This window comes from Pseudomonas sp. R3-52-08 (genome assembly GCF_003851745.1).
GTDB lineage: Bacteria > Pseudomonadota > Gammaproteobacteria > Pseudomonadales > Pseudomonadaceae > Aquipseudomonas.
The window spans coordinates 5,527,389-5,551,873 of the sequence record NZ_CP027730.1; the positions used below are offsets into that span (position 1 = coordinate 5,527,389).

23 protein-coding genes are annotated in these 24,485 nt (G+C 63.3%); 7 read left to right on the forward strand and 16 right to left on the reverse strand.

The window, feature by feature from the left end:
• Nucleotides 1-21: 21 nt before the first annotated feature.
• The 15 genes from mdcH to pilG form a co-directional block, all read right to left on the reverse strand.
• Nucleotides 22-921, reverse strand: coding sequence for a malonate decarboxylase subunit epsilon (gene mdcH, locus C4J91_RS25560; RefSeq protein ID WP_124364783.1), 900 nt, complete (start codon nucleotides 919-921; stop codon nucleotides 22-24).
• Nucleotides 918-1,514 carry a malonate decarboxylase holo-ACP synthase gene (locus C4J91_RS25565; protein WP_124364784.1) on the reverse strand — a complete coding sequence of 199 codons (597 nt, stop codon included), beginning with the start codon at nucleotides 1,512-1,514 and terminating at the stop codon, nucleotides 918-920. Before C4J91_RS25565 ends, mdcH begins: the two co-directional genes overlap by 4 nt.
• Complete coding sequence (mdcE, locus tag C4J91_RS25570; RefSeq protein ID WP_124364785.1) at nucleotides 1,508-2,278, reverse strand: biotin-independent malonate decarboxylase subunit gamma; 771 nt, start codon at nucleotides 2,276-2,278, stop codon at nucleotides 1,508-1,510. The genes C4J91_RS25565 and mdcE overlap by 7 nt, the downstream gene beginning before the upstream one ends.
• Entirely contained in the window at nucleotides 2,275-3,117 is an 843-nt protein-coding gene (locus tag C4J91_RS25575) for a biotin-independent malonate decarboxylase subunit beta (RefSeq protein ID WP_124364786.1), read from the reverse strand. Before C4J91_RS25575 ends, mdcE begins: the two co-directional genes overlap by 4 nt.
• Nucleotides 3,110-3,409, reverse strand: coding sequence for a malonate decarboxylase subunit delta (locus C4J91_RS25580; RefSeq protein WP_124364787.1), 300 nt, complete (start codon nucleotides 3,407-3,409; stop codon nucleotides 3,110-3,112). The genes C4J91_RS25575 and C4J91_RS25580 overlap by 8 nt, the downstream gene beginning before the upstream one ends.
• Nucleotides 3,409-4,242 carry a triphosphoribosyl-dephospho-CoA synthase gene (locus tag C4J91_RS25585; RefSeq protein WP_124364788.1) on the reverse strand — a complete coding sequence of 278 codons (834 nt, stop codon included), beginning with the start codon at nucleotides 4,240-4,242 and terminating at the stop codon, nucleotides 3,409-3,411. Before C4J91_RS25585 ends, C4J91_RS25580 begins: the two co-directional genes overlap by 1 nt.
• Nucleotides 4,243-5,913: a malonate decarboxylase subunit alpha gene (gene mdcA / locus C4J91_RS25590; protein ID WP_124364789.1), complete on the reverse strand. Its 1,671-nt coding sequence runs from the start codon at nucleotides 5,911-5,913 to the stop codon at nucleotides 4,243-4,245.
• A 266-nt stretch (nucleotides 5,914-6,179) separates the two neighbouring features.
• A complete protein-coding gene (locus tag C4J91_RS25595; RefSeq protein ID WP_124364790.1) occupies nucleotides 6,180-6,809 on the reverse strand; it encodes a nucleotidyltransferase domain-containing protein in 630 nt (209 codons plus the stop codon).
• Nucleotides 6,810-6,870: 61 nt separating this feature from the next.
• A complete protein-coding gene (locus C4J91_RS25600; RefSeq protein WP_124364791.1) occupies nucleotides 6,871-7,116 on the reverse strand; it encodes a DUF6124 family protein in 246 nt (81 codons plus the stop codon).
• A 540-nt stretch (nucleotides 7,117-7,656) separates the two neighbouring features.
• A complete protein-coding gene (locus tag C4J91_RS25605) occupies nucleotides 7,657-8,112 on the reverse strand; it encodes a chemotaxis protein CheW (protein ID WP_124364792.1) in 456 nt (151 codons plus the stop codon).
• Nucleotides 8,105-13,918: an Hpt domain-containing protein gene (locus C4J91_RS25610; protein ID WP_124364793.1), complete on the reverse strand. Its 5,814-nt coding sequence runs from the start codon at nucleotides 13,916-13,918 to the stop codon at nucleotides 8,105-8,107. The genes C4J91_RS25605 and C4J91_RS25610 overlap by 8 nt, the downstream gene beginning before the upstream one ends.
• A 161-nt stretch (nucleotides 13,919-14,079) precedes the next feature.
• Nucleotides 14,080-16,131, reverse strand: a complete 2,052-nt coding sequence (locus tag C4J91_RS25615; protein WP_124364794.1) for a methyl-accepting chemotaxis protein — start codon at nucleotides 16,129-16,131, stop codon at nucleotides 14,080-14,082.
• Nucleotides 16,128-16,652, reverse strand: coding sequence for a chemotaxis protein CheW (locus C4J91_RS25620; RefSeq protein ID WP_124364795.1), 525 nt, complete (start codon nucleotides 16,650-16,652; stop codon nucleotides 16,128-16,130). Before C4J91_RS25620 ends, C4J91_RS25615 begins: the two co-directional genes overlap by 4 nt.
• 12 nt (nucleotides 16,653-16,664) lie before the next feature.
• Nucleotides 16,665-17,030, reverse strand: a complete 366-nt coding sequence (gene pilH, locus C4J91_RS25625; protein ID WP_014720320.1) for a twitching motility response regulator PilH — start codon at nucleotides 17,028-17,030, stop codon at nucleotides 16,665-16,667.
• Nucleotides 17,031-17,076: 46 nt separating this feature from the next.
• The gene (gene pilG, locus C4J91_RS25630; protein ID WP_124364796.1) at nucleotides 17,077-17,484 is read right to left on the reverse strand and encodes a twitching motility response regulator PilG; all 408 of its coding nucleotides are present in this window, start codon (nucleotides 17,482-17,484) and stop codon (nucleotides 17,077-17,079) included.
• Nucleotides 17,485-17,723: 239 nt separating this feature from the next.
• On the opposite strand from pilG, the gene gshB reads away from it, so the two are divergent.
• The 7 genes from gshB to C4J91_RS25670 all read left to right on the forward strand — a co-directional run bounded on the left by gshB (nucleotide 17,724) and on the right by C4J91_RS25670 (nucleotide 23,792).
• A complete protein-coding gene (gene gshB / locus C4J91_RS25635; RefSeq protein ID WP_028618297.1) occupies nucleotides 17,724-18,677 on the forward strand; it encodes a glutathione synthase in 954 nt (317 codons plus the stop codon).
• Nucleotides 18,678-18,754: 77 nt separating this feature from the next.
• Nucleotides 18,755-19,660: an energy transducer TonB gene (locus C4J91_RS25640; protein WP_124364797.1), complete on the forward strand. Its 906-nt coding sequence runs from the start codon at nucleotides 18,755-18,757 to the stop codon at nucleotides 19,658-19,660.
• Between the two features lie 188 nt (nucleotides 19,661-19,848).
• Nucleotides 19,849-20,418 (forward strand): YqgE/AlgH family protein, encoded by a 570-nt coding sequence (locus C4J91_RS25650; protein WP_124364798.1) that lies wholly within the window; start codon nucleotides 19,849-19,851, stop codon nucleotides 20,416-20,418.
• Nucleotides 20,418-20,855 (forward strand): Holliday junction resolvase RuvX, encoded by a 438-nt coding sequence (gene ruvX, locus C4J91_RS25655; protein WP_003213744.1) that lies wholly within the window; start codon nucleotides 20,418-20,420, stop codon nucleotides 20,853-20,855. Before C4J91_RS25650 ends, ruvX begins: the two co-directional genes overlap by 1 nt.
• A gap of 132 nt (nucleotides 20,856-20,987) precedes the next feature.
• Complete coding sequence (pyrR, locus tag C4J91_RS25660) at nucleotides 20,988-21,494, forward strand: bifunctional pyr operon transcriptional regulator/uracil phosphoribosyltransferase PyrR (protein WP_124364799.1); 507 nt, start codon at nucleotides 20,988-20,990, stop codon at nucleotides 21,492-21,494.
• Between the two features lie 25 nt (nucleotides 21,495-21,519).
• Complete coding sequence (locus C4J91_RS25665) at nucleotides 21,520-22,524, forward strand: aspartate carbamoyltransferase catalytic subunit (protein ID WP_124364800.1); 1,005 nt, start codon at nucleotides 21,520-21,522, stop codon at nucleotides 22,522-22,524.
• Nucleotides 22,521-23,792, forward strand: coding sequence for a dihydroorotase (locus tag C4J91_RS25670; protein ID WP_124364801.1), 1,272 nt, complete (start codon nucleotides 22,521-22,523; stop codon nucleotides 23,790-23,792). The genes C4J91_RS25665 and C4J91_RS25670 overlap by 4 nt, the downstream gene beginning before the upstream one ends.
• A 132-nt stretch (nucleotides 23,793-23,924) precedes the next feature.
• Here C4J91_RS25670 and C4J91_RS25675 read toward each other — a convergent pair whose 3' ends face one another.
• On the reverse strand, nucleotides 23,925-24,353 hold the full coding sequence (locus C4J91_RS25675) for a TM2 domain-containing protein (protein ID WP_124364802.1): 429 nt from the start codon (nucleotides 24,351-24,353) through the stop codon (nucleotides 23,925-23,927).
• Between the last annotated feature and the right edge of the window lie 132 nt (nucleotides 24,354-24,485).

Consider the following 24,485-nt stretch of genomic DNA (forward strand, 5'->3'; position numbering starts at 1 on the left):
TCGAAAGCCTTGGGTAGTGCTTTATCGGTGGCGGCGCTCCTCCTCTTCCAGCAGGGCCTGCAAGGTGTCCAGGCGCGCCCCTTCGCAGGCGATCACCGTGCCTTGTTCGAACACGCGGCGTGACAGGCCGGTGAGCACGGCGCCGGGGGGCAGTTCGATTTGCAGGCGCACACCGCGCTCATAGGCGCTTTGCACGGTGCCGCGCCAGTCGACGACGCGGCACATGTTGAAGGCCAGGTCGTCGCAAAGGTGTTCGGGGTTGTGGATCGGCCGCGCGCGGGTGCTGCTCAGGTAGGTGATGCGCGGCGTCTTGAGCGGAACGAAGGCCTGGGCGAGGACCTTGGCGGGTGCATCCAGCAACGCACAGTGGGACGGTACGCTGACGGCCAGGCGCCGGGCGATGCCGTTGCCTTTGATGCGCGCCGCCACCTGTTTCATCGCCTCGTCGCTGCCGGCGATGACCGTCTGGTTATCGGCGTTGATATTGGCCAGGTACACGGGGGTTTGCGCGCTGTGGATCTCGGCCAGCAACGTTTCAACGGTGGATAAATCAGGGCCTATCAGCGCGGTCATGCCATAGCCCTGTGGATAAGCCTGCTGCATCAACTCACCGCGCAGGCTGACCAGCCTGACGGCGTCGGCGAAATCCAGCGCACCGGCGATGACAGCGGCGGGATAGGCGCCGATGGACAGGCCCGCGACGTAATCCGGGGTGCGCTCCAACAGACGGGCGTGGGCAATGCCGGCGATCAACAGGCACAGTTGCACGGCGCGGGTACTTGCCAGGGCTTGCTCCGAATCGAGCAGGCGTACGTCTTCGCCCAGCACATCGCTGGCTTCTTCCAGCACCGCTTCGGGCAGCGACTGGAGCATGCCCGGCCGTTGGGCGCCCTGCCCTGGAAACACCAGCAGGCTGCTCATGCCACGGCCTGCCACGGGTCGAGCACCAGCTGTGCACCGCTGGCGGTTTTCAGCAGCACACGGGGTGAACCGCTGGCCCATTCGCGCAAGGCGACGGCGCCGAACGGGGTTTGCAGTTGCAGGTCGACGGCGCACTCTGCCCTATCAAGCATCGCCTGGAGGTCTTCAGCATCATCGCGGGCCAAAGGTTCGGGGGTGCGCAGAAGCAAATCCAGGTCACTCTGGGCATGCAGCGCTTCAATCCCGCTGGCCAACTCGAAACCCGCGCTGCCCGTGACGCCCCATCTCTCCTGCGCCAACACCGGCCGCAGTTGGTCGAGCGCGCGCAACGCCGGTAAATCCCTCGGCGAAATCACCCCACGCAACGCTTCCGGGATCACCCGCCGCTGCACCGCCGCCAGCGGCATCCACCCGGCAAAACGGTGCTCGCGCAAACGCCCGCGCACGCCGACCGCCACATAACCCGGTTCGGCGATGGCACGGCGCACCACCACCGGGTGACCGGCACCGAGCGTCTCCCGCACCCAGGCCGGTGCGTCGGCGGGCACATGCGCCGGGGTCATGCCCCAGAGCAAGTCGTGGGCGTTCACCATTGCTCCCGCAGCAATTGGCGAACGTGGCTGGAGGCTGCGCGATTAGTCGCGCCGAGGCGCCCGCTCAAATCGGTGCTGCCGACATCCTTGATCGCATTCATCAGGCAATCGCTGACCCGCGCCACATCATCCGCCGTCGGCTGTTCAATCTGGCTGACGGCCAAGGTTTCCCAGAGCAAGCCGAGGCTGGCATAGCTGTCGATGTCGTAAGCCATGGGCGGCACGCTGGCGGCCAGGGCTTCCAGCTCTTCGACGCTGCGCAGCGTCACCCGCGCCGCCGAAGCCTTGCCCATGGCGTGCACCATCACGCCGGGGTCACGCAGGGCGATCAGGCGGTTGGCCTGGTAACCGTGGGCCAGGAACGCACCGGACATGGCCTTGCCCACCAGCAATGCGATCACCGGATGCCCGGCGAGACGGGCGCGAGCGTAGCTGTCGGCAGCAGCGGCCAGGGCCTGATGGATGCCGAGCGCTTCTTCGCGACGGCCATAGGCTTGGCTGGGCACATCGACGATGGCGATGATGGGCCGCTTGTCGCCCCTCGCGACGGCCTCATCGACGGCCTTGGCCAGGCCCCAGCCTTCGAGCAGGCCGACTTCGCCATTGCGCGCCCGGGGGAAGCGGTTTTGCGCGTCAGTGACCACGGCGACAAAGCGCACTTTTTGCTCACCCAAGACCGCGTCGGCAACCCTCAGCGACGCCGGCAAACCTGCTACAGGCGCAGCGCCGGCGCTCAATGCGTTGAACCACTGCAAGCCTCTCATGAGCGTTCTCCTTGATACAGCTCGCGCACCGTCGCCGGGTCGATTTGCGGTACGGCGTCCAATTCGGCCAAGCGTGTGAGGTAATAATCAGCCTGGCGACTGCGTTGTAGCGCGGGCAAGCCTTGCTGCAACAACGCACTGACCGTCTGCTGGATCTGCGCCACATCGTCGGCCACGTAACGGTCGGCCAGGCCGCTGTTGAAACGCTGTTCGCCGCCCGTAAGGCTCCAGATAAAGGGCCGATCGCGCGAGTCGTATTCTTCCAAGCCGGCTTCCTGTTCGATCACTTGCGGACCATTGAGGCCCAAGCGCGCTTCACGGGTGAGGACGAGGTAGCTGCACAGCCCGGCCGCGATGGACATGCCACCGAAACAACCCACGCTGCCCGCCACCACGCCGATCACCGGCTGGTACTGGCGCAGGTCGACAATCGCCGCGTGTATGTCGGCAATCGCGGCCAGCCCCAGGTTCGCTTCCTGCAGCCGCACACCACCGGTTTCCAGCAGTAGCACGGCGCGGGTCGGGACGCCGGTGCGGTTATCTTCAGCCGCCAGTTCCAGGGCGCCGGCGATTTTCGCGCCACCCACTTCGCCGAGGCTGCCGCCCTGGAAGTTGCCTTCAATGGCTGCAATCACCACAGGCAAGCCGCCGATGCTGCCCTTGGCGATCACCACGCCGTCATCGGCCTGGGGCACCACACCTTGGCGGCTGAGCCAGGGCGACATGACGCGCTGGAAGGGGTCGATCAGTTCGCGAAAGGTGCCGGCATCCAACAAGGCCTTGGCCCGCTGGCGCGCACCCAGTTCGACAAAGCTGTGTTTGGCGAGCAAGTCAGTCATGGCCGATCTCCTCGAAGCCTTGCTCCAGGCGCAAGCGCACCACGCCGGGGGTGGCGCCGAAATCGTGGATATCAATGTTCAGGGCCGGTGGTGTCTGCTCCTGAAAGATGCGTTCGAACAGGTGCTGCCAGCGTTGTTCGGCGCCATTCACCGAGGTCTGTACCTGGATGGTCAACGTGCCGGCGGTGCCCGGTTCCAGCAGCACCTCAAGGTCGCCGGAGCCGACGCACCCCACCAGCGCGCGGCCTTTTGCTGGCTGCCCGGCGGGGAATTCAAAGGTTAAGGTTTCCATCACAACGCTCCGTCGAGGCGGTCGATAAACAGGCAGGCGGCCAACAGGTCGGCGGCGCCACCGGGGGAGGCATTCAGGGCCAGCAGTTGTTGGTCCAGCGCGTGCAGTTGGCGGCGACCGGCGAGGCTGGCGCTGCCGCCGGCTTCGAGCACGGCCTGGGCGCCGCGCTGCATGGCCTGCAGGCCTTCCAGACCGGCGCGGTAGAGCACGCAGGTGTCGGCCAGGTCGGTCATGATCGCGAGCAAGGCGTCGAGGCGCGCGTTCTGTTCACCGGCGTTTTGCTGGCGGCTTTTGTGCAATTGCGGCAGGCCGCGTTGCAGCACTGACGGGAAGCCCAGTTGCGCTTCTTCACGGGCGCCGCGTGCGCCGTAGCGCTGGGCGACCAGCGTGCCGTGGCTCAGGGGTTGCGGGGCGTAGCGGTCACTGAGCAGGGCTAGTCTGGCGGCGTTCAGCGGTATGGCGCGGGGTTGCAGTGCCGCCGCCGCAGTCAGCAGGCCGAGGGCCCAGATCGCGCCGCGATGGGTATTCACGCCGCCCGTGGTAGCAAGCATCGCCTGCTCACCGTCACGACCGATTCGCCCGAGGGCTTCACGCAGGGGCAAACCGACTTCACCGAACTCAAGCGCAGCCTCGGCCATTTCCTTGAACATCGGCCACAGCGACAGCGCCGACGCGTGCATCAGCCCCAGGTGCAAATCACTGTGGGCGCCGTTGCCGCGACGGTCCACCAGGGCCGGTTTGGGCGACAGGTCGGCTTCATCGATCAGCGCATCGACAGCCATATCCGCCAGGCGATCGGCCAGGCTCACTTCGTGCAGTTTGAGCGCGCGCATTTACCAGCTCCTGAATTTGGCAGGCGGGTTGTACAAGCCACCGGACCACTCCACCAGGTCGGCCACGCTCTTGGCGGCCAGCAGTTCACGGGTGGCGTCGGTGCGGCGGATGCCCAAGTCTTCGGGCAAGGCAATCAAGCCTTCACGGCGCATGCGCGCGGTGTCCTTGGGGTTATGGCGCAGGCCGATGGCGGTCACCCCGGCGACGGCGGCGATCATCGCCTGGCGTTCTTCCAGGGAGCGGGCCTTGTACAGGTAGGCGATGCCTTCTTCGGTGAGCAGATGGGTAACGTCGTCGCCGTAGATCATGATCGGCGCCAAGGGCATGCCGCTTTTGCGTGCCACCTCCACCGCATCGAGGGTCTCGACGAAGGTGGGCTTGCCGCCTTCCTGGAAGGTCTCGACCATTTGCACTACAAGCTTTTTGCCGCGCTCGAGCAGTGCGACCGGCGCATCGTCGTGGCGCATATCCAGCCAGGCCGGCGTGCCATGGCGGCGGCCGCGTGGGTCGTGGCCCATGTTCGGCGCGCCGCCAAAACCAGCGAGGCGGCCACGGGTCACGGTGCTGGAATGGCCATCGCCGTCGACTTGCAGGGTGGCGCCGATAAACAGGTCCACCGCATATTGGCCAGCCAATTGGCAGAACATGCGGTTGGAGCGCATCGAACCGTCGCGGCCGGTGAAGAACACATCCGGGCGGGCGGCGATGTAGTTTTCCATGCCCAGTTCGGTGCCGAAGCAATGCACGCTTTCAACCCAGCCGCTTTCGATGGCGGGGATCAGCGTGGGGTGCGGGTTGAGGGTCCAGTTGCGGCAGATCTTGCCTTTAAGGCCGAGGGATTCGCCGTAGGTGGGCAGGATCAATTCAATGGCGGCGGTATTGAAACCGATGCCATGGTTGAGCGACTGCACATTGTGTTTTTCGTAGATGCCACGGATCGCCATCATCGCCATCAACACATGCACCGGCTTGATATGGCGCGGGTCGCGGGTGAACAGCGGCTCGATGTAGAACGGCTTGTCAGCCACCACCACAAAATCGACCCAGCTTGCCGGGATATCGACGCGGGGCAAGTCAGTGACGTCGTCCACCAACTGGTTGACCTGCACGATAACGATGCCGTCACTGAACGCGGCGGGCTCGATCAGCGCCGGCGTGTCTTCGGTGCTGGCGCCGGTGTAGATGTTGCCGGCGCGGTCGGCCATGAAACCGGCGGAGAGCACCACGTTGGGGATCAGGTCCACCACCAGCCGTGCATAGAGTTCGATGTAGGTATGGATCGCGCCGATTTCCAACAGGCCGTCTTCGAGCAACTGGCTGATGCGCAGGGATTGGGTGCCGGCAAAGGAAAAGTCGAGCTTGCGCGCGATGCCCTTTTCAAACAGGTCCAAGTGCTCGGAGCGCCCGACGCTGGGCATGATCATGTGCAAATCGTGGAGCTTTGCCGGGTCAGCCTTGGCCAGGGAGCGCGAGAGGAAATCGGCCTGTTTCTGGTTGTTGCCTTCCAGCACCACGCGGTCGCCGGGGAGGATCAATGCCTCAAGCGCCTCGACGATCCGGTCACTGGGCAACACTGCCCCGTCTGCAAACGGCTTAACCAGCCCGAGCCGCCGCTGCTTCTCGTCGCGCCGCCGCGTCCAGCGCGAGTCGGGGTTTATTGTGGTTGTCATGGTCGCTCCACGGGGTTTGCTGTCGTGGGCTGTACCTTAGGAGTGATTCAGGGGGGCATCAATCAAGCTCAGCAGCAGACCGTTACGCCTGGAGTAACGAAGATCAACATGTGGGAGGGGGCTTGCTCCTGATGGCGGTGGGTCAGTCGACACATCCATCGACAGACACTCTGCCATCGGGAGCAAGCCCCCTCCCACATTTTGTCCAGTGGTGTCTGAACGAGCCCGCTATATCCACTTATGACCAGCCAACAAACCTTCCAGTTTTATTCAGCAGATTCTCCAGGTTTGCCTTGCTGTCCATCCGTGGATTCCAGGGGGTTGGCCCCAATCAGATTGATCTTGTCCTGCTGCACGACCCGCTGCACAAAACTGTTTCCGGCATTCCATTTGCCGATCCAGTCTTCAGGGGTGTAAAGCGTCGGGTTGATGGTGCGGCCCAGGTGCTCTTCCAGCGGTATGAGCTGCTCCATGACTTCACTGTAGTTGAGGCTTTCGCCAATCAGCATCAGATCTATGTCACTGGATGAGTGCGCCTCGCCCTTGGCGATGGAGCCGTAGATAAAGGCCCAGGTTATGTGCTCGGCGAACGGTGCCAGTGCATTGCGCAATGGCTCATCCAGGCTCAGCGTCTTGCGCACGATGGCAAGCAGCTCCGCGTAAATAGGGCATTGAGGGTTGGCTTGATAGTGGGTCTGATTGCCCTGGCGCGTCATGCTCAAGATGCCCGCCAGCTGCAAACGCTCCAGTTCGCGAGTAAGACTGCCCTTGCCCACCAGCGCCCAGCGCGCGATTTCATTGGTGAAGAAACTTTGGTCGGGCTTACCGAAAAGCAGGCCCAGCACTTTTTGCTGGGTGACAGTGAAGAGCGCGGTGCTGAGAGGTAAGGTGTGCATGGCGGCGGCTAATAAGTCCCAAAAAGGGAACGATAGGTCCCTTTTTGGGAACGATCAAGTTTTAAGCCGCCGAGGAAGGGGAAATCTGTTCCAGCGCCTGATCCACCAACAACTGCCCCAGCTCGGCCATTTGCTGGATCCCGAGCATGATTGCGCGCTGGGAGGTGTCCAGGTCAAATGCCAGGTTGCAGGTGAGTGCGTTGAGGGAGGACAGGGTTTCGCTGGCGTTGACCAGCAGGGCTTCGGTATTTTGGTGAGGGGTTACGGTGAAGAGGCTTGCGGGTGGATTGGGTGTAGGTTTGACCATGATTTACAGCTCCGATATGTGATGGAGACTGCCCTTTTCCGCTTGCACGCGAATTAAGGTGGCAGCTGTGCGCAGGTGTGCAAGACCGGGCATATCGGACCCCGGCAGACCCCGAAGGATCTCCCGCGCACAGCCGCCATAACAAGTACAGCAGGCATGAAAAACGCCCGCTGAATGGCTATGGGCGTTGGTGCGCCGACATGTAACCGGACTTGCACGTCCGTGTCACCGTTTTTTGCGATGACGGGACGAAGACTAGGCGCGCGGGCTGCATGGGACAAGTTCATGCACAGCCCAAAATCATGCGGGAAAAATCCGAAGTCCCGCCTATCTGATCGTTCCCACGCTCCGCGTGGGAATGCCGCCGGGGACGCTCCGCGTCCCGCCAGCCAGCGCAACACTAAAGCCCTTCGCAAGGGTGACGCGAAGCGTCACGGGATGCATTCCCACGCAGAGCGTGGGGACGATCATCGACAGTTGCTGAGACTGGCACACCGCCATCGGGGGCAAGCCCCCTCCCACATTGGATCTGCGTAGGGATCAGGCCAGTCCGGACTCGGCCAGCAACGCTTCAAGCCCCATCAAGTCCGGCACCTTCGCCACATGTTCGCCCACCTGTACCGCCGCCAGTTCCAGCGGGCACAGCGGGACGTCCACGTAGCTCAGTTCGCTGTCGAGCTTGTACGAGCGCGGGATTCCCTGGATCACCAGCGCAATGAACTTCAACGTCGGCCGCCCACCCAGTGCATTCAACACGACGATGCGAGAACGCTCGCCGGTCATGCTGGCTTCGCCGCACACGGCTTCGAAGCTGATCAAGGGGATTTGCCGATCGCGCCAGGTCACCTGGCGCAGGTACCACGGCGGTGCATCGCTGGCCGGTTCGCCGCGCTGGAAGTCGATCAGTTCGGCTACCGCAACGTTGGGCACTATCAGGTGACGGTCAGCCAGCGGCAGCAACAGCCCGGTGAGTTGGCTTGCGCGGTGGTCAAGCATGGGACTTGCTCCAATAAGCGATGCTTTCCAGCAGCACCGACTCCTGGTACGGCTTGCCGAGGTAGTCGTTGACGCCGATGGCCATGGCGCGGTCGCGGTGTTTCTGGCCGGTGCGCGAGGTGATCATGATGATCGGCAGGCGCATCAGGCGTGGATCGTTGCGCACCTGGATCGCCACTTCAAAGCCGTCCATGCGCGGCATTTCGATGTCGAGCAGCATCAGGTCCGGGGTGTGTTCCTCGAGCACGGCGAGGGCGTCGAGGCCGTCCTTGGCGGTCAGCACGTTCATGCCATTGCGCTCCAGCAGGCGGCTGGTGACCTTGCGCACGGTGACCGAGTCGTCCACCACCAGCACCAGCAGCGGGCGCTTTTTCAGCGGGTCATTGAGGATCAGCGGCGCGTCCACCGACTGCGCCGGCAACGCCGGTTGCCGCGCGCGGATATGCGCCAGCAGGTCGATGATCAACACCACACGGCCATCGCCCAGGATCGTCGCCCCGGACAAGCCCTGAACGCCCGCAAACTGCGGCCCCAGGCCCTTGACCACAATCTCGCGGGTCCCGGCCATGGCATCCACATGCACCGCCACGTGCCGTTCATTGCACTGCACCAGCAACACCGGCACCGGCTGGTACTGGCCGAGCAGTTTGGGGCGGCTGACGGTGTGCAGCAGGTCGCCGAGGTAAAACAGTTCGTAGACTTGGCCGGCATAGGCATAGCGCGGCGGATCTTGCTGGTAGTGCCCCGCTAGTTCATGGGGCGGCACGCGCACCAGGCCGTCGATGGTATTGAGCGGGATCGCATACTGATCGTCCGCGCACTGCACCATCAGCGCACGGTTGACCGACACGGTAAACGGCAGGCGAATCCGGAAATGCACACCCACGCCGGGGATCGAGTCGATCACCATCGAACCGCCGAGCTGGCGCACTTCTTCGTGCACCACGTCCATGCCCACACCGCGTCCGGAAATCTGGGTGATTTTTTCTGCAGTGGAAAACCCCGGTTGCAGGATGAACTGCAGCACGTCGCGGTCGCTGATCTCTTGATTGGGGTCGAGCAGGCCGCGCTTGATCGCCTTGCGGCGCACGGCTTCGAGGGGCACCCCGGCGCCGTCGTCGCGCATGTCGAAGACGATGTCGCCGCCTTCGTGGGTCAGGTCCAGGGTGATGCGCCCCTTCTCCGGCTTGCCCGCCTGAAGGCGCACTTCGCGGGACTCCAGGCCATGGTCGACGGCGTTGCGCAGCATGTGTTCCAGCGGCGCCGCCATGCGCTCCAGGACGTTGCGGTCCATTTCGCCCTCGGCATTGCCGACCACGAATTCGACGTCCTTGCCCAGTTCGCCCGCCACTTGGCGCACGATGCGCTTGAGGCGCGGCAGCATACGCTCGAACGGCACCATGCGCGTGCGCATCAGGCCTTCCTGCAGCTGGGTGTTGATACGCGCCTGTTGCTGCAGCAGGTCATGGGCGTCTTGATTGCGGCGCTCAAGGGTTTCTTTGAGGTCGAGTAAATCGGAGGCCGATTCGGACAACGCGCGGGACAATTGCTGCAATTGCGAATGGCGATCCATTTCCAGCGGGTCGAATTCTTCGTAGCCCAGGCGCTCGGCCTCGGCCTGCTGGCGACTGAAAAGCCGGCTCTGGGTTTCGGTGTCGAGGCGGCGCAGTTGGTCGCGCATGCGCTCGATGGTGGTTTCCACTTCCGTGAGCGCAGTGCGTGCGTCGTTGACTTGTTGCTCGATACGGCCGCGGAAGATCGATGTTTCGCCGGCCAGGTTGACCAGGTCGTCGAGCAGTTCGGCAGATATCTTCACCATGTCGGCGGCCGGGTCGACCGCCGCTTCCGCCTTACCCACCGGTAATGCCACCGGCACTACCGGCTCATCGCTGGGGTGCACCAGGCTTTTGATGCGCTCGATCAGCTTGTCCACCGAGCCCACCGGCAAGCCGTCCGCCACCGCATCGATCATCTGCGCCAGCCGGTCGTGGCAACCTTGCAGCAGCGCGAACAGCTCGGGCGACGGCGCGAGCAGCCCTGCGGACAGCCCCTCGTAGAGAAACTCCAACTCGTGGGCCAGGTCGCCAATCGGGCCGATCTCGACCATGCGTGCGCCGCCCTTGAGGGTGTGCAGGTCACGCAGCAGGGTTTCCACTTCCTGGCGGTTGCCGGGTTCGGCTTGCCAGCGCAGCAACGCGCTGCCGGAGCTGTCGAGAATATCGGCAGCTTCCTCGAGGAAAATATCCAGCAGCTCGGGGTCGGCACCCGAGGCTTCCGGTGACGCGACCGGGGCCGCCGAAAGGCTGCTGTGGCGCAGTTCGCGCAACCGTGTGACCAGCTCGGCACTGTCGCTCAGGGGCTGGTGCTGATGCAGTTCCTCCAACTGCAAGGCCAGGCGTTCGTGGCTGGCCATCAGCAGCTGGGACAGCTCGGTGGAATAGCTGTAGCGGCGGTCTACCAGACCCTCGTAGACGCATTCCAGCTCCTGGGCCAGGTCGCCCACTGGGCCGATTTCGGCCATGCGCGCACCGCCCTTGAGGGTGTGCAGGTCTCGCTGTAACGAGGACAACGGCGCCAGGCCGTCGGGCTCCAGCAACCAGCGCTTGAGCGATTGCCCGGCGCTGTCGAGGATATCCACCGCCTCTTCAAGGAAGATGTCGACGATCTCATCGTCCATCGCCGTGTGCCGGCTCAGCTCCTCGGTCGCAGCACCCAGCTCGGCGACACTCAGGCCACGGCTGCCGTCACGTTTGATCAGGCCGGTGGCAGAGGGATCGAGGGCGTCATCCAGCAACGCGCGCAGAGCCTGTACCCGTGCCGGCACCGGGCTGATTTCCTGCCCGGCCGCCAATTGGTCGAGCATATTGATCAGCGCTTCATGGGCCTGCTCGGCCTCCTGGAAGAACCGCTCGCTGACCGCCAGGCTGCTTTCTTCCACCGCGCCATACAGGTCGAGCAAGGCTTCGCACAATTGATCGATAGGGTGCAGGTCGGCGATGTGCGCGCCCTCGCCCAGGGTGGTCAGTTCGTCCAGCAGCGCGGTCAGTTCCTGGCGCTCGCCGGGGTGTTGCTGCCAGCGGCGCAGCAGGCTTTCGGCGTCGAGCAGGATGTCCATGCCCTGGGCCAGGAAGTTGCTGATCAGTTGCGGGTCGCACTTGACGCGCAGGCCGGTGCCGGGGGCGTTGAGCAGGTTTTCGAGCTGTTGGTCCAACAGGCCTTGGGTGCGCGTGACCAAGTCTGCGGCGCCCTTGATCGGCGCCAGGGGATCGCCGTCCAGGTCACGCAATCCCTTTTGCAACAGGCCCTCGGCTTCCAGCAACAACTCGATTTCGTCCAGGTCCAGCGGCACACGGTGCGCCTTGTATTCGCGGGTCAGGTGGTCGAGCGGACGTACCAGTTCGGCAATCGGCAACACGCCGGCCATGTAGGCGCTGCCCTTGAGGGTATGCAGGGCGCGTTGCAATTCATCACTGACCTGCAGCGGCAGGTGTTCGGCGGCCTGTTGCAGGAACTGGTCGAGGCTGTCCAGATGGCTCTGGGCTTCATTGCGGAAGATCTCCAGCAACATCGGATCGTGGGGCTCGGCGACCGGTACCTGGGCGCCGCTGGCCAACCCGTGGGCGCGGGCAGCGAGGGCGTCGACCTCATCGCGCTGGCGCTGGTCGTCAGTGGCGAAGTCGGCGATCAACTCCGGCAGCAGCGCCACCGCGTCATCCAGCACCTGCTGCACTTCAGGGCCCATGGCCACGTTGCGCTCAAGCACGCGGTTGAGCAGGTTTTCCACGGCCCAGGCCAGTTCCGCCATCACCAGGGCGCGGACCATACGGCCGCTGCCTTTCAGGGTGTGGAAGGCACGGCGCATTTCGCCCTGGGCGGTTTTTTCCGTGCTGTCGGGCAGGTAACGGTGCAGCACTTCGAGGACTTCATCGGCTTCCTCGAGGAAGACTTCGCGCAACTCATCGTCAACCGGCGCTTCGTCGGGTGGGGGCGGCTGCAAGCTCCCCGGGCGCTGCAGGGCCGGAGGGTTGAGGCGCGAGGTGGGACTGGCCAGCGCATCGAATTGGGACTGGCTTGGCGCGCTGTCGCCGGACAGGGCGCCGTCGGGCGCAACCAATGCCTGGCGCCAGGGTTTTTCCACCGGCAGGTAGCCCAGCGCACTCAGGCCCTGGGTGGCCAGTTCCAGCATTTTTTCCCCAGCGGCGTCGGGGTCCTGGAGCATGCGTTCCAGGTAGTACTCCAGGCTGCTGATCACCTCGGCGAAATGCGCCAACGGCGCTTGGCCGGGTGCGGCATCGTTGACCATCAATTGCTCATCGACGTAATCGGTACAGCCGCGCATCAAGCTCGCCGCGCGAGGCAGTGGAATCATCGCCAGGGCGCCGCGCACCTGGCTCAGCAGTTCCGGCAGGGATTCCAGGCGTTGGCGGTCCCAATCGGCCTCGATGCAATCGATCACCAACTCTTTGGCCTGGCGCAGGCATTGGCAGGACTCGCGGATCACCAATTGGTGGATCTGGGTCAGGTCGGTGGTCGGCAGACGACTCTCTTCGCGGCTCTCCGGCTCCACCGTGCCGACCATCCCGGCCAACGTGGCTTCGACGTAGAGCAACGCCCCGGCAACGTCCATCAGTACGGCGTCACTGGGTTCGCGCTGGCCCTGCACCAGGCTCAAGACCACGGCGAGCTGGTCGATGATCACTTTGCGCGGCTGGCCGAAACCGAGGACCGCCAGGGTATCGGCGATCTGCCGCAGCGGCGCCAGCAGCGGGTCAAGGTCCTGGGTGTGCTGGCGGTCGCTGCGCACGAACAGATCGAGGCGTTCCTTGACCCGCACCAGCTCTTCGCACAATGCGCCGAGCACCGAGCCCATGGCGTTGCGGTCCGGCCCGGCCAGGCGCGCCCGCTCGGCATCCACCACGGCACTGTCGGGCAGGGCCTCGTCCAGGCCGTAGCGCTCCTTCAGGCTTTGCATGCGCGGCGTTGGCCGGGTGACTTTGGCGACGTAGAACAGCAGGCTCTTGAGCAACTCATCCGGCGCCGGCTGGTTGATCCCGACAATGCCCTGGGCCAGCAGGCGCTTGAGTTGCTTGCCGCTGGCCTTGAGCAGGCTGCGCAGTGCCGGGCTGTTGGCGATCACCCCGGTGAGCATGCCTTCGACCAGCGCCGAGGTGACCTGCCACAACGGCAACAGCGGCGCGCCCTGGCACAGCGCTTCCAGGCGCGCGAACACCCGCGCCATGTCTTCCAGGTTGCTCGGGCCGTGGTCCTCGCGCAGCAACCCGGCCAGGGCTTGCTGCAGCAGTGCGTGCCATTGGCGCAGTTGTTCGTGAATGTCCGGCGGCGTGCGCTGAACCAGCGCCTCGTCGGGCAGCGGCGCGATCGTCAGCAGCTGCGGGCTGAACAAGCTGGTCTCCGACAGCAGGCCTTCACCGCGGGCGCTGCGCAAATCGTTGAGCAGCGGCAACACCACCAGCGGCAGGTCGCGACGGGCGCTGTGCACGCGGTCCAGGTACAGCGGCAATTGGCCGAGGGCCTGTTGCAGCAGGCGGATGCTTTCGTCGCGCTGGCTGACCTGCCCGGCCTGCAGCGCGAGCGCCAGGGCTTCGATCTCTTCAGCCAGCAGGGCCGCGCCGTAGAACTCGACCATTTGCAGCGCGCCGTGCACCTGGTGGATACCGGCCAGGCACGCATCAATGCCGTCGCCGGTTTCAACATAAGTGTCCAGCGCCGAACGGGCCTGTTTCAGGGTTTCGGCAATGTCGCCCTTGACCCATTCGAGGGCCACGTAGTCGTGCCGATCAACCATAACTGCTCCGCTTAGAATTCATGAGTTGCTGGTGTTCTTGAAACCAATGGAGATCAACTGTGGGAGGGGGCTTGCTCCCGATAGCGGTGGTTCAGCTGATGGATCAAGTGACTGATGCACCGCCATCGGGAGCAAGCCCCCTCCCACATTTGGATCGCATTTCAGTCATCTGCCTGCTTGGCAGCCGGCAAGGTAAAACCTGACACCGACCTGCGCAACTGACTGGCCATCTTCGCCAGGTTACCAATACTTTCGGCGGTCGCCGTGGAACCGGACGACGTCTGCGTGGTGATCTGCTGAATCACATTCATGGTCAGGGAAATCTGCCCCGCCGACGAGGTCTGCTGCTGCGCCGCGTTCGAGATGCTCTGGATCAGCGCCGCCAGGGTTTTCGAGACGCCTTCGATCTCTTCCAGCGCCACCCCGGCGTCCTGAGCCAGGCGCGCGCCGCGCACCACTTCGGTGGTGGTCTGTTCCATGGAAATCACGGCTTCATTGGTGTCGGCCTGGATCGCCCGCACCAGGGTTTCGATCTGCCGGGTGGCGGCCGATGAGCGTTCGGCCAGCCGTTGCACTTCATCGGCCACCACCGCAAAACCGCGCCCGGCATCCCCGGCCATGCTCGCCTGGATCGCGGCGTTCAGGGCGAGAATGTTGGTCTGGTCGGCGATGTCGTCGATCAGGCTGACGATGTCGCCGATCTCCTGGGACGATTCCCCCAGGCGCTTGATGCGCTTGGCGGTGTCCTGGATCTGTTCGCGGATGTTGTCCATGCCGTGGATGGTGTTGTGCACCACCTCGTTGCCCTTGTTGGCGATCTCTACCGAACGCTCCGCCACCGCTGAGGACTCGGCGGCGTTGGCTGACACCTGGTCGATGGACTGGGCCATCTGGTTGATCGCGGTGGAGGCTTCGGCGATCTGCTGGGCCTGATGCTCCGAGGCCTGGGCCAGGTGCATGGCGGTGGCCTGGGTCTCCTGCACCGCGCCGGCGACTTGCCCGGCGGTGAGGTTGATGGTCGCCACCAGGTCGCGCAGCTGATCCACCGAATAGTTGATCGAATCGGCAATGGTGCCGGTGAAGTCTTCGGTGACCGAGGCCGTGACGGTCAGGTCGCCGTCAGCCAAGTCTTCGATTTCGTCCAGCAGACGCATGATCGCGTTCTGATTACGCTCATTTTTCTCGGCGGTTTCATGCAGTTGGCGGTTGGTCTCGCGCACCATCACCAGGCCGATCAGGATGATCGACGCCAGCGCCAAAAGCCCCAGCACATAGCCGCCGAGGGTATCCAGACTGCGCCCGCCAGCGAGGTTTTCAAAACCGGTGGCCAGGTGCGAGGCTTCATCGAGCAGGGTTTGCGACAGGTTGAAAATATTGCTCGCCGAAGCGCGTACCTGAAACAGCTGCGGCGAGGTTTCGAGAATTTCATCGACGGAACCCGAGACGAATTCGAACAGTTCGGCAATTTCCCCCAACCGGGCGCGGGCATCAGGGTCTTCGACCTGGGTGATGCGCAGGCCGGGGTTGCCGTTGAGCATGCCATTGAGCACCACGCCAAAACGGTTGGCGTCGCGACCGAAGGCATCGGCGGCCTGCACCGCGGTTTCGTCGCCGGCGAGCACAGTGTTGACCGCGCCCAGGATGCGCTCCGCCAGCAATGACTGGCGCTGGGCCAGTGCCACCTGGCTCGCAGGGGCGCCGCGCTGGAGCAATATGTCGACGACTTTTTCCGACTCTATCTGCAACTGCGGCACGGTCTCGGCGAGGGTGGCGGCCACCTGGTGCAATGACAGCACGGTCTGTTCGCTGGCGAGAATGGCGTCGGTATTTTTCAGCAGGGCTTCCCAGTCGGTCTGCACCGCACGCATTTCAGCGCGTACGGCGCTGGGTGCGGCCGGCAAGCCGGTTTGCGGGTCGCCTTTTTTCAAGTAGCCCCAGCGCTGGGCAAAGTCGTTGCGCGCCTCGCCCAGCAGTTTGAACGCGGCCGCCTTGCCAGCGGCGGCTTCGGTAGCGTTCTTGGCGATGCGCTGGGACAGCACCCGCAGTTCGCCCGCGTGGCCGATGTACTGTTTGTCGTAGGTGGACTGCGTGTTGAGGTACGCGAAGTTGGCGAACAACAGCATGATGAACACGATCAGGGCGATAAACAGCACGATGATCTGCGAGCGGCTGCGCGAGGCGGCCTGGGGTTTGGGCGTGGTCACGGTGCTCATGCGGCAACATCCATGAAGCCTGGAGCCTGGGCCAGGGCGAAGGGGCTGAAGACCTGCCACTGCGGGTCGCCATCGAATTGGCCCTGGATAAACGGCGCGCCAGCGGCGGTACTCGCCTGCCAGGCGTCCAGTGCGAAATGCTGCATGCCCACCACCTCGTCCACCAGCAACCCGACAAACAGATCGTTGAATTCCACCACCAGCACCCGCCGTTGCTTGCGCGCCTTGGACAGTGCCTGGCCGAGGAACCCGCCCAGGTCCATCACCGGCAGCAAGCGCCCGCGCAGGTTGGCCACGCCCTTGACCCAGGGCTTGACGCCGGGCATCAGGGTACAGCGCGGCTCATGCAGTACCTCGGCGACTTCGCCCATGGGCGCCACAAACCATTGCTGCCCCAGGCGAAAGCCAATCCCGCTCCAGCGTTGCAGGCGGGTTTCCTGGGATGGCAGGTCGGCGGCCAGCAGGCGGCAGCGGCGGTCGATGTCCAGCAGCAGCTCAAAGGCGGTTTGCGACTCGGTCATGATGGCGTGCCGTCAACCGGCCAGCACCTTGTTCAGCGTGGCGATCAGGGTTTCTTCATCGACCGGCTTGGTCAGGTAGTCCTTGGCGCCCTGGCGCGCGCCCCAGATCTTGTCGGTTTCCTGGTCCTTGGTGGTGATGATGATGATCGGGATGCCGTTGGTTTCCGGCTCTTTGGACAACTGGCGCGTGGCCTGGAAGCCATTGAGGCCCGGCATCACGATGTCCATCAGCACCGCGTCGGGTTTTTCCTGGCGGGCCAGGGCCACGCCGTCCGCGCCATTTTCGGCTTTCAACACCTGGTGACCATGCTTTTCCAGCATGCCGGTCAGTTTGTACATTTCGGTCGGCGAATCGTCGACGATCAGAACACGTGCCATGGTTTTCCCCACTACATTGGTCGGCGCCGGCCCCTTTGAGGCGGCGTCAGTGTGCTTGTTCTACTGCGGCGAAGGCAGGCACATAGGCCTTGATCGCACCCAGCAGTTCTTCCTTGCTGAAAGGCTTGGTCAAAAACTGATCGACACCCACGATACGCCCCTTGGCCTTGTCGAACAGGCCGTCCTTGGAGGACAGCATGATCACCGGGATCGACTTGAACGCCGGGTTGTTCTTCACCAGCGCGCAGGTCTGGTAGCCATCCAGGCGCGGCATCATGATGTCGACAAAGATAATGTGCGGGTGATGGTCCACGATTCGGGCCAGGGCATCGAAACCGTCAATGGCCGTGATGACCTCGCACCCCATGTTCTTCAACAGCGTCTCGGCGGTGCGGCGGATCGTTTTCGAATCGTCGATCACCATCACTCTCAAGGCGTTGGAATGCTGTTCCATAGTTGCTCTACCATCGCCACAGCGAATCGGTTTTCGGTGTGTACTGCCTGATCTCTCACAGAATGAGCGCCACAAGCCTTGGAATTCAAGGGCTGCTGCGCCGTGGCAGTCTTTTTAGCACAGTCTCCGGGCGCAATCTATCGAGGCGCCCGCCTGGTGGTTTTTCCTTGACCCACAACAGCCGCAGCGCCACTCTGACGCCACTTTTATGCGCCCTAATTTGCTAGAGGAAATCCCCCATGAGCGTTCGCGTCGGCATTGTCATGGACCCTATCGCCAGCATTTCCTATAAAAAGGACAGCTCGCTGGCCATGCTCCTGGCCGCCCAGGCCCGCGGCTGGACCCTGTTCTATATGGAACAGCGCGACCTTTACCAGGGCGACGGCGAGGCCCGTGCGCGGATGCGCCCGTTGCAGGTATTCGCCAACCCCGAGAAGTGGTTCGAACTGCAGGATGAAATCGACAGCCCCCTGAGCGACCTGGACGTGATCCTGATGCGCAAGGACCCGCCGTTCGACATGGAATTCGTTTATTCCACCTACCTGCTGGAGCAGGCCGAACGCGCCGGCGTGTTGATCGTCAACAAGCCGCAAAGCCTGCGCGACTGCAATGAAAAACTGTTCGCCACGCTGTTCCCGCAGTGCACGCCGCCGACCGTGGTCAGCCGCCGCGCCGACGTGCTGCGTGAGTTCGCCGCCAAGCACGGTGATGTGATCCTCAAGCCGCTGGACGGCATGGGCGGCACCTCGATCTTCCGTCACCGCGCGGGCGACCCGAACCTGTCGGTGATCCTGGAAACCCTGACCGCGCTGGGCACCCAGCAGATCATGGGCCAGGCCTACCTGCCAGCGATCAAGGACGGCGACAAACGCATCCTGATGATCGACGGCGAGCCGGTGGATTATTGCCTGGCGCGCATCCCGGCGGCCGGCGAGACCCGTGGCAACCTGGCGGCCGGTGGCCGTGGTGAAGCGCGGCCGTTGTCGGACAAGGACCGCTGGATCGCCGCTCAAGTCGGCCCGACCCTTCGCGAAAAAGGTCTGCTGTTCGTAGGACTTGACGTAATTGGCGAAAACCTCACCGAGATCAACGTCACCAGCCCGACCTGTATTCGCGAGATTGATAACGCATTTGGCACGAACATCGGCGAAATGCTGATGGCGGCCATTGAGCGCAAGCTACAAGCCAAGTGACATAGAACAGCCGGACATAAACCAACATTGCGTTATCATGCGCCACCTGTGAAACGCGCGATGTTGGTTTTCTTGTCATGACGCTCCCGTCCGAACTGCCCCCCGAACTCTCCCACAGCGGCGTGCGCCCGGCTGATCGGCTCGGATTTACCTTGTTTCTGGCAGCGCTGATTCACCTCGCACTGATCCTCGGCCTGGGCTTCACCATGGTCGAGCCCAAGCAGATCACCAAAACCCTGGAAATCACGCTGGCCACCTTCAAGAGCGATAAAAAGCCCGAGAAGGCCGATTTTCTCGCCCAGGAGAACCAGCAAGGCAGCGGCACGCTCGACAAGAAAGCCGTGCCCAAGACCACCGAAGTGGCACCGTTCCAGGACAACAAGGTCAACAAAGTCACCCCACCGCCGGCTCCCAGGCCTGAAGTCAAACAGACCACGCCCAAGGCTGCCGTGACCACGGTTGCGCCCAAACCGCAAAAAGCTCCGACCCAGCGCGAAAAGACCAAGACCGAGCCCAAACCCGAGCCCGTCAAGCCTGCGCCAACGTTCGATAGCTCGACGCTGTCCGACGAGATTTCCAGCCTCGAAGCCGAACTGGCCCACGAACAGCAGCTCTACGCCAAGCGCCCGCGCATCTACCGCCTGAACGCCGCCTCGACCATGCGCGACAAAGGCGCCTGGTATAAGGACGAATGGCGCAAGAAAGTCGAGCGCATCGGCAACCTCAACTATCCGGAGGAGGCGCGCCGCCAGCAGATCTACGGCAATTTGCGCTTGCTGGTGTCGATCAACCGCGATGGTTCGCTGTATGAAGTGCAGGTACTGGAGTCGTCCGGCCAGCCCTTGCTGGACCAGGCCGCCCAGCGCATCGTGCGCCTGGCCGCGCCCTTCGCGCCTTTTACGGGCGACTTGAACGATGTGGACCGCCTGGAAATCATCCGCACCTGGAAATTCGCCAAGGGTGACCGCCTTTCCAGCAACTAATCGCCGGATCATTCCCACGCTCCGCGTGGGAATGCTGCCCCGGACGCTCCGCGTCCTGTTTTAAAGCCGCGACGCTGAGCGTCACCGGATACGTTCCCACGCAGAGCGTGGGAACGATCAGCAGAGCGTGGGAATGATCAGTAACTCCCAGCTTGTCAGTTCGCCCCTCCAACGCCACACTAGTGGACATGAAAAATGTCAGCCCGACCTACCTCAAGCATCACTTCCTGATCGCCATGCCCCATATGGCCGACCCGAACTTTGCGCAGACCTTGACCTACATCGTCGAGCACACGGCCAATGGTGCCATGGGGCTGGTGGTGAACCGCCCGCAGGAGCTGAACCTGGCCGATATCCTCGAGCAGCTGCGCCCGGAAATCGATCCGCCAGCCAGCTGCCAAGGCGTGCCGATCTACATCGGCGGGCCGGTGCAGACCGATCGTGGCTTCGTGTTGCACCCCAGCGGGCCGAAGTTCCAGGCCACGGTAGACCTTGAGGGCGTCTCGCTGTCCACGTCCCAGGATGTGTTGTTCGCGATTGCCGACGGCGTCGGCCCCGAGCAAAGTGTGATCACTCTGGGATACGCCGGTTGGGAAGCCGGGCAGTTGGAGGCCGAACTGGCCAGCAATGCCTGGCTGACCTGCCCGTTCGACGCCGACATCCTCTTCAATACCGCCAGCGAACTGCGCCTGGAAGCCGCCGCCGCCAAGCTGCGGGTCAACCTCAGCCTGTTGACCAGCCAGGCGGGGCACGCCTGATGGCTTTGCGTCTGATCCTGGGGTTCGACTACGGCACCAAACAGATCGGCGTGGCAGTGGGCCAGGTGATTACCGGCCAGGCCCGCGAGCTGTGCACATTGAAGGCCCAGAACGGCGTGCCGGACTGGAACCAGGTTGAAGCGCTGATCAAGGAATGGAAGCCCGATGCCGTCGTGGTCGGCCTGCCCCTGAACATGGACGGCACGCCCAGCGAGATGTGCCTGCGCGCCGAAAAGTTCGCGCGCCGCCTCAATGGCCGCTACAACCTGCCCTTCTATACCCACGACGAGCGCCTGACCACCTTTGAAGCCAAGGGCGAGCGCCGTGACCGTGGCGGGCAGAAGGGCAGCTACCGCGACAACCCCGTGGATGCCATCGCCGCCGCCCTGTTGCTGCAGGGTTGGCTGGATGAAAACACCGCTTTATTTGAATCCTGACCCGCCGCGATCCTGTGGGAGCGGGCTTGCCCGCGAAGAACGTTAACGATACCGCGTGAAGGCTGGATGAACGCGGTGCCCATGAGTTTTTCGCGAGCAAGCTCGCTCCTACACACTTAATAAGGAGCCACCATGAGCCTGCCCAATCCCGCCGACCTGATCAGCCAGATGGCAATACGCCTCAAGACGCACCTGGAACACCGTGCCATCGGCGAACCGCGCTTTATCGGCATCCGCACCGGTGGTGTGTGGGTGGCCCAGGCATTGCTGGAAGAGTTGGGCAGTGATTCGCCCCTGGGCACGCTGGATGTGTCCTTCTACCGTGACGATTTCAGCCAGAACGGCCTGCATCCGCAAGTGCGCCCCTCACAGCTGCCGTTCGAGATCGAAGGCCAGCACCTAGTGCTGATCGACGACGTATTGATGAGCGGGCGTACCATACGCGCAGCCATGAATGAGCTGTTCGACTACGGCCGCCCGGCCAGTATCACCCTGGTGTGCCTGCTGGACCTGGAGGCTGGGGAATTGCCGATCAGCCCGGATGTGGTCGGTGCGACGCTGTCTTTGCAAGCCCACCAGCGGGTAAAATTGTCCGGTCCAACGCCGCTCGAACTCGAACTGCAAGACCTTGCCCTTTAACCCGCCTTGTAAAAGAGTCCCCGCGATGACGCCTCTAGATGCCAAGCGCCCGCTGCAGCTCAATGCTCAGGGTCAGTTGCAACATTTCTTGTCCCTCGATGGTTTGCCCCGCGAACTGCTCACCGAAATCCTCGACACCGCTGACTCGTTCCTCGAAGTCGGTGGCCGGGCGGTGAAAAAAGTCCCGCTGCTGCGCGGCAAGACCATCTGCAACGTGTTCTTCGAGAACTCCACGCGCACTCGCACCACTTTTGAGCTGGCCGCCCAGCGGCTGTCGGCCGACGTGATCACGCTGAACGTGTCCACCTCGTCGGCCAGCAAGGGCGAAACCCTGCTCGACACCTTGCGCAACCTGGAAGCCATGGCCGCCGACATGTTCGTAGTACGCCACGGCGATTCCGGCGCGGCGCATTTCATCGCTGAACATGTCTGCCCGAATGTGGCGATCATCAATGGCGGCGATGGCCGCCACGCCCACCCGACCCAGGGCATGCTCGACATGCTCACCATCCGTCGGCACAAAGGCAGTTTTGAAAACCTTTCGGTGGCCATCGTCGGCGACATCCTGCACTCGCGGGTCGCGCGCTCGAACATGCTGGCCCTGAAGACTTTGGGCTGCCCGGACATTCGCGTGATCGCACCGAAAACCTTGCTGCCCGTTGGGGTCGAACAGTACGGCGTGAAGGTCTACACCGACATGGCCGAAGGCCTCAAGGATGTCGACGTGGTGATCATGTTGCGCCTGCAACGCGAACGCATGGCCGGTGGCCTGCTGCCGAGCGAGGGCGAGTTCTACCGCCTGTTCGGCCTGACCACCGCACGCCTGGCCGGTGCCAAGCCGGATGCCATCGTGATGCACCCCGGCCCGATCAACCGAGGGGTGGAAATCGAGTCGGCGGTGGCGGACGGCCCGCAGTCGGTGATTCTCAACCAGGTGACCTACGGCATCGCCATCCGCATGGCCGTGCTGTCCATGGCCATGAGCGGGCAAACCGCGCAACGACAATTCGAGCAGGAGAACGCCCAGTGAAGCTCAGCATCCTCGGCGCCCGCGTCATCGATCCGGCCAGTGGCCTGGATCGCGTTACCGACCTTCATCTGGACGCCGGCAAGCTCGTCGCCATTGGCGCAGCGCCGGCAGGCTTTCTTGCCGTCGAGCGCATCGACGCCAAAGGCCTGGTGGCCGCGCCAGGGCTGGTGGACCTTAACGTCGCCCTGCGCGAGCCGGGCTACAGCCGCAAAGGCAACATCACCAGCGAAACCCGCGCGGCCGCCGCCGGTGGCGTGACCAGCCTGTGCTGCCCGCCGAACACCAAGCCGATCCTCGATACCTCGGCGGTCACCGAGTTGATCCTCGACCGTGCTCGTGAAGCGGGTAATTGCAAAGTGTTCCCTGTCGGTGCCTTGAGCAAAGGCCTGGAAGGCGAACAACTGGCTGAGCTGATCGCCTTGCGCGACGCCGGTTGCGTGGCGTTCAGCAACGGCCTGGAAAGCTTTCGCAGCAGCCGTACCTTGTGCCGTGCCCTGGAATACGCGGCCACCTTCGACCTGACGGTGATCTTCCATTCCCAGGACCGCGACCTGGCTGAAGGCGGCCTGGCCCATGAAGGCGCGGTGGCCAGCTTCCTCGGCTTGCCGGGCATCCCGGAAACCGCAGAAACCGTGGCCCTGGCCCGTGATTTGTTGCTGGTGGAACAAAGCGGCGTACGCGCGCACTTCAGCCAACTGACCAGCGCCCGCGGCGTCGCCCTGATCGCCCAGGCCCAGGCGCGCGGCTTGCCGGTCACGGCAGACGTCGCCCTGTACCAGCTGATCCTGACCGACGAAGCGCTGATCGACTTCTCCAGCCTCTATCATGTGCAGCCGCCGCTGCGCACCCTGGCCGACCGTGAAGGTTTGCGCGCGGCAGTAAAGTCGGGCGTGGTCTCGGCGATTTCCAGCCACCACCAGCCCCACGAGCGCGATGCCAAGCTGGCGCCGTTTGGCGCCACCGAGCCGGGTATCAGCAGCGTCGAGCTGCTGCTGCCGCTGGCGATGACCTTAGTGGAGGATGGCTTGCTGGACCTGCCTACATTGCTGGCACGTCTGAGCACCGGCCCGGCCCAGGCCTTGCGCTTGCCGGCGGGCCAGCTGGCGGTGGGGTCGGCGGCGGACCTGGTGCTATTTGACCCGGCCAGCTCCACGGTTGCCGGGGAGCACTGGCTGTCCAAGGGGGAGAATTGCCCGTTCATTGGCCACAGCCTGCCGGCAACGGTGCGGTACACATTGATGGATGGGCGGATTAGCTACCAGGCTTGAAGCGGGCACGGTAAAAAATGTGGGAGGGGGCTTGCTCCCGATCGCGGTGGATCAGTCAGCTTATCTGTAGCTGACCCACTGCAATCGGGGGCAAGCCCCCTCGCACATTTTGATTTTCACCAGACTTGAAGATCAGCGTCCAGCATTACGCTCGGCATTGCGGATCGAAATCTGGCTGTTCAATGTCCAGAAGTCGTACAGCACCCCCACCAGGAACAAACCACCGGTCAGCAGGTAGATCAGGCCGGTGATCCATTTGCCCTGGTACATCCGGTGCACACCGAACACGCCCAGGAATGCCAACAGAATCCAGGCCACGTTGTACTCGATGGGCCCGGCGGTAAAACGCAGGTCAGCTTCACGGTCCATGGCCGGGATCAGGAACAGGTCGATCAGCCAGCCAATGCCGAGCAGGCCGAAGGTGAAAAACCAGATCGTGCCGGTGACCGGCTTGCCGTAATAGAAGCGATGCGCTCCGGTAAAACCGAAAATCCATAGCAGGTAACCGATCACCTTGCTGTGGGTGTCTTGCTGCGAAGCAACCTGTTGATAGGTGTTCATGAACTACCTCTTTTCACTCAATAGATAAATTTGTTCATTTTTTTTGTGACTTTTTTACGGGCGCCCGACGTACGGCAAATGGTATCTTCCTGCCCTCAAAGCCTTATGCCGCCTGACTTGTGTCGGACAATT

Excerpts from the sequence above, each read along its gene's own strand:
- mdcH (WP_124364783.1), bottom strand. The coding sequence starts at position 921 with ATGAGCAGCCTGCTGGTGTTTCCAGGGCAGGGCGCCCAACGGCCGGGC.
- C4J91_RS25565 (WP_124364784.1), bottom strand. The coding sequence starts at position 1,514 with ATGGTGAACGCCCACGACTTGCTCTGGGGCATGACCCCGGCGCATGTG.
- mdcE (WP_124364785.1), bottom strand. The coding sequence starts at position 2,278 with ATGAGAGGCTTGCAGTGGTTCAACGCATTGAGCGCCGGCGCTGCGCCT.
- C4J91_RS25575 (WP_124364786.1), bottom strand. The coding sequence starts at position 3,117 with ATGACTGACTTGCTCGCCAAACACAGCTTTGTCGAACTGGGTGCGCGC.
- C4J91_RS25580 (WP_124364787.1), bottom strand. The coding sequence starts at position 3,409 with ATGGAAACCTTAACCTTTGAATTCCCCGCCGGGCAGCCAGCAAAAGGC.
- C4J91_RS25585 (WP_124364788.1), bottom strand. The coding sequence starts at position 4,242 with ATGCGCGCGCTCAAACTGCACGAAGTGAGCCTGGCCGATCGCCTGGCG.
- mdcA (WP_124364789.1), bottom strand. The coding sequence starts at position 5,913 with ATGACAACCACAATAAACCCCGACTCGCGCTGGACGCGGCGGCGCGAC.
- C4J91_RS25595 (WP_124364790.1), bottom strand. The coding sequence starts at position 6,809 with ATGCACACCTTACCTCTCAGCACCGCGCTCTTCACTGTCACCCAGCAA.
- C4J91_RS25600 (WP_124364791.1), bottom strand. The coding sequence starts at position 7,116 with ATGGTCAAACCTACACCCAATCCACCCGCAAGCCTCTTCACCGTAACC.
- C4J91_RS25605 (WP_124364792.1), bottom strand. The coding sequence starts at position 8,112 with ATGCTTGACCACCGCGCAAGCCAACTCACCGGGCTGTTGCTGCCGCTG.
- C4J91_RS25610 (WP_124364793.1), bottom strand. The coding sequence starts at position 13,918 with ATGGTTGATCGGCACGACTACGTGGCCCTCGAATGGGTCAAGGGCGAC.
- C4J91_RS25615 (WP_124364794.1), bottom strand. The coding sequence starts at position 16,131 with ATGAGCACCGTGACCACGCCCAAACCCCAGGCCGCCTCGCGCAGCCGC.
- C4J91_RS25620 (WP_124364795.1), bottom strand. The coding sequence starts at position 16,652 with ATGACCGAGTCGCAAACCGCCTTTGAGCTGCTGCTGGACATCGACCGC.
- pilH (WP_014720320.1), bottom strand. The coding sequence starts at position 17,030 with ATGGCACGTGTTCTGATCGTCGACGATTCGCCGACCGAAATGTACAAA.
- pilG (WP_124364796.1), bottom strand. The coding sequence starts at position 17,484 with ATGGAACAGCATTCCAACGCCTTGAGAGTGATGGTGATCGACGATTCG.
- gshB (WP_028618297.1), top strand. The coding sequence starts at position 17,724 with ATGAGCGTTCGCGTCGGCATTGTCATGGACCCTATCGCCAGCATTTCC.
- C4J91_RS25640 (WP_124364797.1), top strand. The coding sequence starts at position 18,755 with ATGACGCTCCCGTCCGAACTGCCCCCCGAACTCTCCCACAGCGGCGTG.
- C4J91_RS25650 (WP_124364798.1), top strand. The coding sequence starts at position 19,849 with ATGAAAAATGTCAGCCCGACCTACCTCAAGCATCACTTCCTGATCGCC.
- ruvX (WP_003213744.1), top strand. The coding sequence starts at position 20,418 with ATGGCTTTGCGTCTGATCCTGGGGTTCGACTACGGCACCAAACAGATC.
- pyrR (WP_124364799.1), top strand. The coding sequence starts at position 20,988 with ATGAGCCTGCCCAATCCCGCCGACCTGATCAGCCAGATGGCAATACGC.
- C4J91_RS25665 (WP_124364800.1), top strand. The coding sequence starts at position 21,520 with ATGACGCCTCTAGATGCCAAGCGCCCGCTGCAGCTCAATGCTCAGGGT.
- C4J91_RS25675 (WP_124364802.1), bottom strand. The coding sequence starts at position 24,353 with ATGAACACCTATCAACAGGTTGCTTCGCAGCAAGACACCCACAGCAAG.